Annotated in this window: 13 protein-coding genes and 1 tRNA gene; 8 read left to right on the top strand and 6 right to left on the bottom strand. The window is 58.9% G+C overall.

Annotated elements, in window-relative coordinates; translation table 11 throughout:
- Positions 1-764: 764 nt before the first annotated feature.
- The gene (locus tag ACR0KS_RS18835; protein WP_170554788.1) at positions 765-1,145 is read left to right on the top strand and encodes a hypothetical protein; all 381 of its coding nucleotides are present in this window, start codon (positions 765-767) and stop codon (positions 1,143-1,145) included.
- 193 nt (positions 1,146-1,338) lie between these two features.
- On the opposite strand, the gene ACR0KS_RS18830 is transcribed toward ACR0KS_RS18835, so the two are convergent.
- From ACR0KS_RS18830 to ACR0KS_RS18820, 3 genes are all read right to left on the bottom strand, one after another.
- The gene (locus ACR0KS_RS18830; protein ID WP_480693299.1) at positions 1,339-1,791 is read right to left on the bottom strand and encodes an Arm DNA-binding domain-containing protein; all 453 of its coding nucleotides are present in this window, start codon (positions 1,789-1,791) and stop codon (positions 1,339-1,341) included.
- A gap of 152 nt (positions 1,792-1,943) precedes the next feature.
- Positions 1,944-2,019, bottom strand: a tRNA-Ala gene (locus tag ACR0KS_RS18825).
- 143 nt (positions 2,020-2,162) lie between these two features.
- Positions 2,163-2,489 carry a TIGR02300 family protein gene (locus ACR0KS_RS18820; protein ID WP_170803220.1) on the bottom strand — a complete coding sequence of 109 codons (327 nt, stop codon included), beginning with the start codon at positions 2,487-2,489 and terminating at the stop codon, positions 2,163-2,165.
- Between the two features lie 100 nt (positions 2,490-2,589).
- Between ACR0KS_RS18820 and ACR0KS_RS18815 the strand changes: the two genes are divergently transcribed.
- The 3 genes from ACR0KS_RS18815 to ACR0KS_RS18805 all read left to right on the top strand — a co-directional run bounded on the left by ACR0KS_RS18815 (position 2,590) and on the right by ACR0KS_RS18805 (position 5,202).
- A complete protein-coding gene (locus ACR0KS_RS18815; RefSeq protein WP_170567858.1) occupies positions 2,590-3,285 on the top strand; it encodes a YgjP family zinc-dependent metalloprotease in 696 nt (231 codons plus the stop codon).
- A gap of 30 nt (positions 3,286-3,315) precedes the next feature.
- Positions 3,316-3,963, top strand: a complete 648-nt coding sequence (locus tag ACR0KS_RS18810; protein WP_170486018.1) for a GntR family transcriptional regulator — start codon at positions 3,316-3,318, stop codon at positions 3,961-3,963.
- Between the two features lie 111 nt (positions 3,964-4,074).
- Positions 4,075-5,202, top strand: coding sequence for a lytic murein transglycosylase (locus ACR0KS_RS18805; RefSeq protein WP_170567856.1), 1,128 nt, complete (start codon positions 4,075-4,077; stop codon positions 5,200-5,202).
- A gap of 5 nt (positions 5,203-5,207) precedes the next feature.
- Here the strand turns inward: ACR0KS_RS18805 and ACR0KS_RS18800 are convergent, their stop codons facing one another.
- Positions 5,208-6,170 (bottom strand): acetyl-CoA carboxylase carboxyltransferase subunit alpha, encoded by a 963-nt coding sequence (locus tag ACR0KS_RS18800; protein WP_170567854.1) that lies wholly within the window; start codon positions 6,168-6,170, stop codon positions 5,208-5,210.
- 112 nt (positions 6,171-6,282) lie between these two features.
- A complete protein-coding gene (locus ACR0KS_RS18795) occupies positions 6,283-6,879 on the bottom strand; it encodes a LysE family translocator (protein ID WP_170567867.1) in 597 nt (198 codons plus the stop codon).
- Between the two features lie 73 nt (positions 6,880-6,952).
- Here ACR0KS_RS18795 and ACR0KS_RS18790 point away from each other — a divergent pair, with 73 nt between their 5' ends.
- Both ACR0KS_RS18790 and ACR0KS_RS18785 read left to right on the top strand, forming a co-directional pair.
- Entirely contained in the window at positions 6,953-7,405 is a 453-nt protein-coding gene (locus tag ACR0KS_RS18790) for an Lrp/AsnC family transcriptional regulator (RefSeq protein ID WP_170554749.1), read from the top strand.
- 117 nt (positions 7,406-7,522) lie between these two features.
- Positions 7,523-8,101 (top strand): PA14 domain-containing protein, encoded by a 579-nt coding sequence (locus tag ACR0KS_RS18785; protein ID WP_170567852.1) that lies wholly within the window; start codon positions 7,523-7,525, stop codon positions 8,099-8,101.
- Positions 8,102-8,134: 33 nt separating this feature from the next.
- On the opposite strand, the gene ACR0KS_RS18780 is transcribed toward ACR0KS_RS18785, so the two are convergent.
- Entirely contained in the window at positions 8,135-9,097 is a 963-nt protein-coding gene (locus tag ACR0KS_RS18780; RefSeq protein WP_170567850.1) for an L-malyl-CoA/beta-methylmalyl-CoA lyase, read from the bottom strand.
- A 295-nt stretch (positions 9,098-9,392) separates the two neighbouring features.
- Here ACR0KS_RS18780 and dgcN point away from each other — a divergent pair, with 295 nt between their 5' ends.
- Together dgcN and dgcA are read left to right on the top strand one after the other, a co-directional pair.
- Positions 9,393-10,394: an N-acetyltransferase DgcN gene (gene dgcN / locus ACR0KS_RS18775; RefSeq protein WP_170388100.1), complete on the top strand. Its 1,002-nt coding sequence runs from the start codon at positions 9,393-9,395 to the stop codon at positions 10,392-10,394.
- Between the two features lie 64 nt (positions 10,395-10,458).
- Positions 10,459-11,424, top strand: coding sequence for an N-acetyl-D-Glu racemase DgcA (gene dgcA, locus ACR0KS_RS18770; protein WP_170567848.1), 966 nt, complete (start codon positions 10,459-10,461; stop codon positions 11,422-11,424).
- Positions 11,425-11,431: the final 7 nt, after the last annotated feature.

Here is an 11,431-nt window from a genome sequence, read left to right as displayed (position 1 = left end):
TTTAACGACGCCGACGATGGATGAACAGCACGCTCCCTTAATACGTTTCTCATCCACTAAAGACCTTAAGCCGTAATTGGTACGTCTGGTTAATTATCAACCGGACAATGCCCGTACTTTGGTTCGCAGCCCTGAACCGCAGTACGGGCAATCTGATCCGATCTCCTAAATCGGCCGTATACCTTAAGATTCCGAGGTCCAATCCGGGATCATGATTCCGCAGTCCCATCCGGAATCGTCTCGTGAGTGGCTGCACCTCGCCTCAGTGCGGGGTGCAGTTTCTTTTCGTAATCCAGCTTTAGACATGACGCGTAAGACAGTATTGGGCTCAGAACAGTCATTCGCTGTACTTGGCATGAGCGGCTGATTTTGAGCGCGAAGCAGACGTTGTTCTTTCTAAAAGACGTAGCCGCTTTTTGTTTTGTCCGCGCTACGCCGCCCGCTCCTTGAAGCTGACAGACTTAGCGATTACATACCAATCGTGGGCGGACAGCCCGCAATTCCCCCAAACATGATGACGCTCGTCTACCGAGCTTTGCCCGTAAGTCGCGGAAGACCGCCGGGGTATGGACCGCCCGAGACATGCTTGCGACCGGTGCGAATGGTCTGGGTCTAGCGCCGATCCACTGATGAGCCTAAGGCAGGGCGAAACCAACAGCATCCAGAGCGTCACGAAAATCGTGATCACCAACCCCGCCCTGGGGTGGTCGCCGGTGGCAACAGCCAACGGGATGCGCATCAAAATGATGAATAGGAGAAATCACATGGAGCAAGATATCCAACTTGAAGCTGCCGCAGCAAGGCACATCGTCCTGATCGCTATGGCCTACTGTGAAGCCCAAACAGCAACGAGCGGCGAGGAACTCCCGATTGTGCATGACCGGCAGTGGCAGGCCTGCTGTGGTGTCGCTGCGCGCTTCCTGAGCGATCCTGAAGCTATGACACCGCAACTCTGCCACCATGAATGGCGGCTCAGCCAAATGCGGCACAGTCATCCGCAGTTCTGGCCTGCTGCCGCATCTCGCACTTGGGATGAACTCGACCCGATGGACCAGTATGTCGAGCGGGCTGGTTTGGCGGCAATGCGTCAGGCGCTGGACGAAACACGGAGGTCCTCGCGGGGTCGCACCGCGGCGCTGCAATGAACGTCGGGCGTTAAAAAGCAGCATTATGCTTGATGTGAACAACAGAAAATATACAGACGGACGAGACACAAAACATCCCAACCTCCCAACCAAACGCCCGACAGGGAAGTTGGGAGGTTTTATTGCATGTCCACCCACAACGATATGGCCGGCCTAGTTCGTTTGGCCTCGTTACAAGCTGTCCCACTTTAAATCAGGCCGTCTTGAGGATAGCATTTTCGAACCGAGCGCCTTTGCTATTGGGTCCTGGAACGAGACGGGGCTCTACATGACGCAAGCGTCGAGCGAAGCTGTTGCGCGCAGGAATTCGGCTGTCCGATACACCTTCTTCGGCACACCACAGACGGAAATTCGAATACAGATCAGCAACAGTGACGACGTTGTTTGCCTTGATGGATAGTCTCTCTGCCGCCCACGCACGAACCCGGTCCGCATCCCTCATCCACGCCTCCTTGGCTATGCGTGATGTCATGGGATCCGCCAAGGTCATCTCACGCTGCTTGCCATCGACCCTGTAACGCCAGACCCACGTCTTGCTGCCTTTCGGGTGAACGATTAGAGCGAGGCCACCGCCATCTGCCAGCTTGATCTTCTTATCGCCCGGCTTCGCAGCTTTGATTTGTCTGTCCGTTAGTTTGGTCATCATGCATACTTTCTCACTGGCGAACCCCACACAGACCCCCACAATGGGACTTCTGGCAGAGCCCAAGTTTCCTTGGGGGTGAGAAAGACTGGCACGTCAAAGGCCTTACTTTCAAAGCCGTATGACTGCGAGTGAATTCGAAGTGAGGATAAAGATGGTGGAGCCTAGGGGAGTCGAACCCCTGACCTCTTGCATGCCATGCAAGCGCTCTCCCAACTGAGCTAAGGCCCCATGCAGGTACTGCCGAAGCAGTGGACGGACGTTTATGAGACAGCGGCGGTTAGCGCAAGTCCAAAAACAGGCAAATCCGTCAAAAACTTTCCGGCCAAAGACCGGGGTGGTTCGAGGCGGCGCTGGGCCGCCTCTGACCAATATTAGTTTTCGTCCTCGGACGACATGTCGGTGATGTCGTCCAAAGAGACGTTATCATTGCCGTCATCGTCATCGTCCAGCAGATCGTCATCCAGTTCGACGTCGACATTGTCGTCATCATCCAGAACCAGATCTTCACTTGACGCGTTCTCACGCGCTTTGGCCGATGCTGCATCTTCTGCATCCGCGGCGATCATCCGGCTTTTGCCGGTTTCAAGCTCCACGATCTCGCCGGTGTAGGGGCTAACGATCGGGTCCTTGTTCAGGTCATAAAACCGCTTGCCGCTTGTCGGGCAAACGCGCTTTACGCCCCATTCTTCCTTGGGCATGTCAAATCCCCTTGATATCAGGTGAGTCGTATCAACGATTCAGGTCACGTGCCACATGCAGCGGGCACTGTCAAAGCCTTTGAGCAGGAGAAACAGGCATATGGGAGATCACGCACTGCCCGGGACGCCTCCGGTGCCGCTGACGTTGCGCAAATCAGCGCGGGCGCGACGGATCAGCCTGCGAATTTCCCAGTTGGACGGGCGCGTTACATTAACATATCCGCAAGGCGTGCCAGAGGCCGAGGCGCTGAACTTTGCGCGTATGAAAGAAGACTGGATCCGGCAGCACCTAGAAGACAGGCCCGACCCGGCGGTTGTTCAGTTCGGCCAGAGCATCCCGGTTGAGGGTATCGCACGGCGAATCGTTCCTGCCAGTGGGCGTCGTGTGCAGTTGGGCACTGATGAGATCGCCGTCCCAAAGGGCGCTGAGGCACGACGGCTGTCCAGATTTCTCAAGGAACTGGCGCGGGACCGCCTTACCGGGGCTTGCGATGACTACGCGGCCATTCTGGGGCGCCCTTATTCCAGCCTGACGATCCGGGATACGCGGTCTCGCTGGGGGTCGTGCAGTTCGACCGGTGGCTTGATGTTTTCATGGCGGCTGATTTTGGCCCCGTCCGACATCCTGCATTACGTGGCTGCACATGAGGTGGCGCATCTGGCGGAAATGAACCACTCACCCGCGTTCTGGGCGCAGGTCGAACGCATTTTCGGAGATTATAAAGACCAAAGGCGATGGCTGCGCGACAACGGGGCACAGCTTCATCAGTACAGATTCGACGCCGCCATGAGTTGACCACAGGTCATTTTGTGATCACATGGGGGCATGTTAAGTGCTCGTCCTTCTGAATCGCAGACGGCCACGCATGACCGGGTCTACCGGGCTTTGCGGGCTCGTATCATGCATGGCGAAATTTCCCCGGGGCAGGCACTGACCCTGCGCGGTATCGGCAAAGAATTTGGTGTTTCGATGACTCCGGCGCGCGAGGCTGTGCGACGTCTGGCGGCAGAAGGGGCATTGTTCTTATCCACGTCCGGCCGCGTCTCGACGCCCGAGCTGACAAACGACCGGATCGAGGAACTGGCGGCCCTGCGCGCCTTGCTTGAGGTGGAGCTGGCAAGCCGCGCTTTGCCCCGGGCACATATGGCTTTGATCGACCGGCTTCAAAGCATCAATATGAACGTGGCCGAAATGGTCACCAAGCGCGATGCCGTTGGCTATATCCGAACCAATCTTGAGTTCCACCGCACCCTATACCTGAGGGCGCAGGCACCTGCGATGCTGGCCATTGCCGAAACCGTATGGCTGCAATTGGGGCCGACGATGCGCGCGCTCTATGGCCGTCTGCGCCGGACCGAGCCGCCGCATTATCACAAGCTGATCATTGCTGCGCTCAAGGCCGGGGACGAACCCGGTTTGCGTCTGGCGGTGCGCTCGGATGTTACGCAGGGTCTGAGGATGCTGGTCAGCTAGGCGACTTGTTGCCGAACGTCTTGAGTCTGCTCAGACTGGATTCGTCGTTCTGGTTTGAGGCGACGCTCTGTTGTACTCTGGACCAAATCACAACAAGAGCAGATTTCAGCTATGATCAATCGTCGAGTATTTTCTGTCGGCCTCGGGTCCGCCCTTCTGACTGCGTGTTCCGCCGGGACGCAGACCACCGCGCCTGCGTCGCGTATGCGCGCCGTTCCAAACTCGGGCTGGGATGCCTGGGTTGCCGGTTTCAAAGGTCGCGCTGCCGCGCAGGGCATTTCGCAGTCAACGATCAATCGTGCCTTTCAAGGGGCGGGTTATTTGCCGGACGTGATCGAGCGGGATCGCAATCAGGTTGAATTCAAACGCTCGCTTGAAGACTATTTGGCCATCGCTGCCTCGGACGAGCGGATCGAGACGGGCCAGCAGATGATGGTGCGCCATGCCGGGACCTTGTCCAAGATCGAGGCGCAATACGGTGTCGACAAAGAGGTCATCGTTGCGGTCTGGGGGCTTGAAAGCCGCTATGGTGCCCGCCGAGGTGATGTACCCGTGGTTTCGGCGGTCTCGACGCTGGCATATGACGGACGGCGGGGCGCATTCTTTGAAAAACAACTGATCGCAGCCCTGAAGATCATTCAGGAGGGCGACACGACCCCTGACAAGATGACCGGAAGCTGGGCGGGGGCAATGGGCCACACGCAGTTCATTCCGACTTCGTACCTTGCCTATGCGGTGGACTTCACCGGCGACGGTCGCCGCGATATCTGGTCCGACGATCCAACGGATTCGCTGGCTTCAACCGCGGCATATCTGGCCCGCGCAGGTTGGGTGCGCGGACAGCCTTGGGGTGGTGAGGTCGGAACGGTCTCGGGCACGCCGGTCGCGGTTCTGCAGCCGCAAACGCCGGGACCGCGTATTGCCGTGTTCCGCAATTTTCAGGTAATCAAACGGTACAACAACTCGGACAGCTATGCGATTGGCGTCGGACATTTGTCCGACCGGATCGCGGGTGGCGCTCCATTTCAGGCCTCATTCGGACCGGATGCCACCGGCCTGACGCTGGAGGACCGCAAAGAACTGCAGCGCAGATTGACTGCGGCTGGCTATGATACGCAGGGCGCAGACGGCGTGATTGGCAACAACACGAAATCTGCCATCAGCGCCTATCAGGGTGCGAAGGGTCTGCCGGTGACGGGCGAACCCTCGGTGGCGTTGTTGCGGCAGTTGGGGGGCTAGGCGCGTTACGCGGCCAGCCCTTTTGAACCGATATCCAGGAATTTCTGACGGCGGTCGCGGATCAGGGCCGCCGCGTCTTTGCCTTCAAGCTCGTTCAGCATAGCGGCAATCGCTGCGCGAACCGAGTCAACCGCAGCCGCGCGATCGCGGTGCGCGCCACCTTTGGGCTCGGTAATGATACGGTCGCAGACGCCCAGTTTGTAGAGGTCTTGCGCGGTCAGGCGCAGGGCTTCGGCCGCTTCGCGCATCTTTTCCGCATCTTTCCACAGAATCGACGCGCAGCCTTCGGGCGAGATGACCGAGTACACGGAATGCTCCAGCATCGCCACGCGGTTTGCCGTGGCAAATGCCACCGCTCCGCCCGAACCGCCTTCGCCAATGATGACCGAAACCAAGGGCACGCCGATTTTCAGGCACATCTCGGTTGACCGGGCGATCGCCTCGGACTGGCCACGTTCTTCAGCCCCCTTGCCGGGATAGGCACCGGCAGTGTCGATGAGCGTGATGACCGGCAGCCCAAATCGCCCCGCCATTTCCATCAGACGGACGGCTTTGCGGTATCCTTCGGGCCGGGCCATGCCGAAGTTCCGTTCGATCCGCGACTTGGTGTCCGAGCCTTTTTCGTGCCCAATCACCATGACGGGCTGGTCGTCAAAACGCGCAAGTCCGCCGATCACGGCCAGGTCGTCGGCAAAGTTTCTGTCCCCCGCCAGCGGCGTGAATTCGGTGAACAGTTCCTTGACGTAGTCCTGACAATGCGGGCGTTCAGGGTGTCGTGCCACCTGACATTTGCGCCACGGGGTCAGGTCCGCGTAAAGCTCGTCCAGCAGCTTGGCAGCCTTGGCGTCCAGTGCGGCGGCTTCCTCGGCCACGTCCATTTCTTCGTTGGCGCGGGCCAAAGCACGCAGTTCCTCGGCCTTGCCTTCAATCTCGGCCAGGGGTTTTTCAAAATCCAGATACTGGGTCATGACGCCTCTCAACGCAGAATTTCCCTGCTATATGACCTGACGTCGCGCCGGATGCAACTCGGGCAATGCGATCGGTGTTTGGTGCAGTCAGATTTCTTCGCCAAGCAGCCGGTTATGCTGGCCAGAGAACGGGGTACAGCGAGGCCACCAGCAATATCGCCATGGACCAGTTGAACGCGGACAAGCGTTTGGGATTGGTCAACACGCGCGCCATCTGTTGCCCCAGAACCGTCCACGTACTGACCGAGGGCAGGTTCACGGCACCAAACACAAGCGCAACGATGATGATGGCGTTCAGAGTCTGCTCGGGCGTGTAGGCGGTTGTGGCTGTCAGGGCCATGACCCATGCCTTGGGATTGACCCATTGAAAAGCTGCAGCCTGAAGAAAGGTCATCGGCGTGCCCGAGGTCGCCCCCGCCTTTGCTGGCGCTGCATGTGCGATTTTCCAGGCGAGAAACAGCAGATAAAGGACCGAGGCCGTTTTCAGGATCGTATAGCTGATAGGAAACCGATCAAAGACTTGCACCAAACCAGCCCCGACCAGCAGAACCATCACCGTAAAGCCCAGTCCGATCCCCAACATGTGCGGGACCGTCCGGCGAAAGCCAAAATTCGCGCCCGACGCCATAAGCATCAGGTTGTTTGGTCCGGGTGTAATGGACGAAACAAAGGCAAATGTGATCAGGGCTAGAAGAATCTCGTATGTCATGAACGGCATAATTGCTGCGCGCAGGGCAAATGAAATTGCGTTTTTGTGCGTGGCTGTCATACTTCTGCAATAAATGACCAAGATTGATCGAATAAATCAGCAAATATTGCACGAGCTTTCGCGCGACGGACGGATCAGCAATCTGGACCTAGCCGAACGTGTCGGGCTTTCCCCATCCGCCTGCCTGCGTCGCGTGCAAGAGCTGGAGCGTACAGGCGTGATCGCCGGATACCGCGCGGTCTTGAACCCGGCGGCGGTTGGCGTGGGGTTTGTGGCCTATATCGGCGTGGGTCTGGGCGAACACACCAAGGCCGCGCAGGAAGGGTTTGAGCGTGCCCTTCAGCGTGCCCCCGAAGTGGTCGAGTGTCACAACATCACCGGCACCATAGAATACCTGCTGCGCGTCGAATGCGCGGACCTTCCGGCCTATAAAACCTTTCATACAGATGTGCTGGGAACACTGCCGCATGTCACTTCGATTACGTCTTATGTTGTCATGGATTCTCCCAAAGATATGCGTGCCTAGCCCCACGATTGTGATGTTTAATCGTCTTGCGGGGGCAAAATTCACGCCCTAGTGTCAGTTAATGACCTAATCATATGGGGATCGAGCCCCCGCAGGATGACTCTCAGGGAGGAGATTATGAAACTCTTCAGAACAGGGGCGCTTGTCGCAGTCTTCGCGATGATTGCAGGTGCGGCCATGTCAGCGCCGCTCAAGCTGCAACCTGCCAGCCCTCAGCCCAGCCCAAAAGCCGGTTTGAATGTGAAATACGCATGGGAGGGTAACCCTCCGCGTAAAATCCAGAACCTGTCCAAGGTTGATTTTCTGCTGAAAAAGGCCAAACCGGGTCAGCCGCTGCGTGGATTGGACTACCGCGATACGACCGAAGGCGATCCGGTGATGACGTTCAACGAAGCGTTCAACGTCGCGGCTGAGATCACCGGTTACATCAAGTTCAACTCACCCGGTGTCTACGAGCTTGAGACGTGGTCCAATGACGGGATCGACGCTTGGGTCGGTGGGCAACAGATCGGATACTTCAACGGCCGTCAGGGGTGCGATGCGAACCAGAGGACCGAGGTCGAAGTCCCGCAGGCGGGATGGTACCCCCTGAAGATCAAGTATTTTCAGAAATACGGAACGTCTTGCCTGATGATGAAATGGGGCAAGAAGGGCGAACGGTTCACCTGGACGCCAAACGACGTATTTGGCCGTTAAGAAAGAGGCGCCCCGAAGGGCGCCTTTTCAGTTTCAACCGTTTGCGGCGATCAATTCAGCCTGTGCCACGATCACCTCGGCCTGTTTGATCGACGCGATGTCCACCAGACGCCCTTTGTAAACCGTTGCGCCTTCGCCGTTGGCCTTTGCCTGTTCCATCGCAGCAAGGATTTCGCGCGCCTCGGAAACAGCTTCGTCCGACGGGGTGAAGACCTGATTGGCCAGCGCGATCTGCTTAGGATGGATCGCCCATTTGCCGACCATGCCCAGCGTGGCCGAGCGTTTGGCCTGCGCGATATATCCTTCGTCATCCGAGAAATCGCCGAACGGCCCGTCAACCGGCAGCACCCCATGGGTGCGGCAGGCGGCGACAATGGCGGCCTGCGCCCAGTGCCACGGATCGGACCAGTGCTTTTCGCCTTCACGCAGCATGTAGTAGTTTTCCTGCGTACCGCCGATGCCGGTGGTCTGCATTCCCATCGAGGCCGCAAAGTCCGCAGCACCAAGGCTCATGGCCTGCATGCGGGGCGAGGAGGCGGCGATTTCCTCGACATGGGCGATGCCAGCGGCGGATTCGATGATGACCTCAAAGCTGATGGGCTTGGTGCGGCCCTTGGCGCGCTCAATCGCCGTGACCAGCGCGTCCACGGCGTAGACATCTGCCGCACATCCGACTTTCGGGATCATGATTTGGTCCAGACGGTCACCAGCCTGTTCCAGCAGATCAACCACGTCGCGGTACCAATAAGGCGCGTCCAGCCCGTTGATGCGGACGGACATGTACTTGCCGCCCCAGTCGATGGTGTTCAGTGCCTCGATCACATTCGCGCGGGCCACGTCCTTGTCGGTGGGTGCGACCGAGTCCTCAAGGTCCAGATTGATCACATCCGCTGCAGAGGCGGCCATTTTCGGGAACAGTTTGGTATTTGATCCCGGCCCGAACAGTTGGCAACGGTTAGGGCGCGCGGGGGCGGCGGGTTGGATGCGAAAGCTCATCTGGACCTCGTGCGAGAAAGGAAATTACGATTTTCTTGCCTCTTGGGGTATTAAATTGCGCGTTGCTTCGCAAGCGTCTTTGTGCAGATGCGGCAATGCAATCGCAGCATTCACCGCAATACGCTGCGTCGCTGGCGGTTAAAGTTTAATCGCTTTAGAAACTCGGGATGTTTTTGCGCTTTTGGTCAAAACTGCGCAAGATTCTCCCTCTCGACCCTGCGTCGCTGCAGGAAAACGCGAAACACTCGTTTGAGTGGTTCAATAATCTGCGTCGGAATCAAAGGAGTGCACCGCAATGATCGAGACACCGTATCTATTGTTTTTGGGCGATGCGCCCGACCAGTTGGCGGCCAAGGTTGCCATCGGAATCCGCGACTGGCGGCCGGAAAACGCCGTGGGTCAGTACCGCATGGACGGCTGCAAGGCCGACCTGGGCATGACGGACATGACGCTTGCCGAAGCCAAGGCCGCCGGAGCTAAGACCTTGGTTATCGGTGTTGCCAACCGTGGCGGAGTGATCAGCGCGGCGTGGAAAAAGGTGCTGATCGAAGCGTTGGAGATGGGCTATGATCTGGCGTCCGGCCTGCACAACCTGCTGCGCGATGAAGGTGATCTGGTGGCCGCAGCTCAGACCCATGGCTGCACGTTGCATGATGTGCGGGTGCCGACCGTTGGCTATCCGATTGCAAATGGCCGAAAACGCGCGGGCAAGCGGTGTCTGGCCGTGGGCACCGACTGTTCGGCGGGCAAGATGTATACTGCCATGTCGATGGACGCCGAGATGCGTAAGCGCGGGTTGAAGTCCACCTTCCGCGCCACCGGTCAGACGGGCATTCTGATCACCGGGCAGGGCGTTCCATTAGACGCGGTCGTCGCCGACTTTATGGCGGGTGCGGTTGAATACCTGACGCCCGAGAATGACGCCGATCACTGGGATCACATCGAAGGGCAGGGCTCGCTTTATCATGTGTCCTATTCCGGCGTGACCATGGCGCTGATCCACGGAGGCCAGCCGGATGCGCTGATCCTGTGCCACGAACCCACCCGGACTCATATGCGCGGCCTGCCAGAATATTCTCTGCCCACGCTGCAAGAACTGCGCGATGCCGCGCTTCCGATGGCACGGATCGCGAACCCGGCCTGTCAGGTTGTCGGGGTGTCGATCAACACGCAGAACCTGAGCGAAGAGGACGCCTTGGCCTATATCGCCGAGGTTGAGGCCGAAATGGGTCTGCCCGCCACCGATCCGTACCGGTTTGGTGCGGGTAAACTGGTGGATGCGCTGGCCGCGCTGTGATCTAAGCGCTGGGCCGGTGGCGTTCGTTGCCGGCCTTTGGATACTAAACTGAAAGGGTAGGCGCGTGCAGGTAGAAGTCTCTCGTGATGTGTTTCGGCTGGCGCAGGTGTTCACCATTTCGCGCGGGTCGCGGACCGAGGCGAAGGTTCTGACAGTCCGGATTTCGGATGGGGCGCATCAAGGGTGGGGGGAATGCGTTCCTTACGCGCGCTACGACGAGACGCTTGAGTCGGTCGAGGCCGAGATCGCGGACCTGCCCGCAGAATTCACACGTCAGTCGCTGATGGACCTGCTGCCCGCCGGGGCTGCGCGTAATGCGGTGGACTGTGCGCTTTGGGATCTGGAGTGCAAACGCGCAGGTAAACGGGCCTGGGACTTGGCTGGCTTGCCGGTTCCGGGGCCGGAGATCACGGCGTATACCCTTTCGCTGGACACGCCCGAGGCAATGCAAGCGCAGGCGGCGCAGAATGCGCATCGCCCGCTGCTGAAGATCAAGCTGGGCACACCGGACGACATGCCCCGGCTTGAGGCCGTCCGCGCAGGTGCGCCGAATGCCAAGATCATCGTCGACGCGAATGAGGGCTGGTCAGCCGCCGTCTACGCCGACCTTGCGCCGCATCTGGTGCGTTTGGGGGTGGCTCTGGTCGAACAGCCTCTGCCCGCCGGAGACGACGAGGCATTGATTGGGATGGAGCGTCCGGTGCCAGTTTGCGCCGACGAATCCTGTCATGACCGCGCCAGCCTTCCTGCGCTGAAGGGTAAATACGACGTGGTCAACATCAAGCTCGACAAAACCGGCGGCCTGACCGAGGCGCTGGAGCTGCGCAAACAGGCGCTGGCCGAGGGGTATCAAGTGATGGTCGGCTGCATGGTCGGCAGCTCGCTTGCGATGGCTCCTGCGACCTTGTTGGCGCAGGGTGCGATGGTAACGGACCTTGACGGCCCGCTTCTTCTGGCCGAAGACCGCACCAACCCGCTGATTTTTGACGACGCCGGAGTGCATCCGCCTTCAAGCGCGCTCTGGGGCTGAGGAGAAC

It is taken from the genome of Ruegeria sp. BC7, assembly GCF_056539165.1.
The sequence above is the reverse complement of the archived record's forward strand: the minus strand, read 5'-3'. Positions and strand labels throughout refer to the sequence as shown.

What these genes read in the sequence shown, in the direction of transcription:
- ACR0KS_RS18800 (WP_170567854.1), bottom strand. Translation starts at nt 6,170, where the DNA reads ATGACCCAGTATCTGGATTTTGAAAAACCCCTGGCCGAGATTGAAGGC.
- ACR0KS_RS18815 (WP_170567858.1), top strand. Translation starts at nt 2,590, where the DNA reads ATGGGAGATCACGCACTGCCCGGGACGCCTCCGGTGCCGCTGACGTTG.
- ACR0KS_RS18790 (WP_170554749.1), top strand. Translation starts at nt 6,953, where the DNA reads ATGACCAAGATTGATCGAATAAATCAGCAAATATTGCACGAGCTTTCG.
- ACR0KS_RS18810 (WP_170486018.1), top strand. Translation starts at nt 3,316, where the DNA reads ATGTTAAGTGCTCGTCCTTCTGAATCGCAGACGGCCACGCATGACCGG.
- dgcN (WP_170388100.1), top strand. Translation starts at nt 9,393, where the DNA reads ATGATCGAGACACCGTATCTATTGTTTTTGGGCGATGCGCCCGACCAG.
- ACR0KS_RS18830 (WP_480693299.1), bottom strand. Translation starts at nt 1,791, where the DNA reads ATGATGACCAAACTAACGGACAGACAAATCAAAGCTGCGAAGCCGGGC.
- ACR0KS_RS18835 (WP_170554788.1), top strand. Translation starts at nt 765, where the DNA reads ATGGAGCAAGATATCCAACTTGAAGCTGCCGCAGCAAGGCACATCGTC.
- ACR0KS_RS18805 (WP_170567856.1), top strand. Translation starts at nt 4,075, where the DNA reads ATGATCAATCGTCGAGTATTTTCTGTCGGCCTCGGGTCCGCCCTTCTG.
- ACR0KS_RS18785 (WP_170567852.1), top strand. Translation starts at nt 7,523, where the DNA reads ATGAAACTCTTCAGAACAGGGGCGCTTGTCGCAGTCTTCGCGATGATT.
- ACR0KS_RS18820 (WP_170803220.1), bottom strand. Translation starts at nt 2,489, where the DNA reads ATGCCCAAGGAAGAATGGGGCGTAAAGCGCGTTTGCCCGACAAGCGGC.
- ACR0KS_RS18780 (WP_170567850.1), bottom strand. Translation starts at nt 9,097, where the DNA reads ATGAGCTTTCGCATCCAACCCGCCGCCCCCGCGCGCCCTAACCGTTGC.
- ACR0KS_RS18795 (WP_170567867.1), bottom strand. Translation starts at nt 6,879, where the DNA reads ATGACATACGAGATTCTTCTAGCCCTGATCACATTTGCCTTTGTTTCG.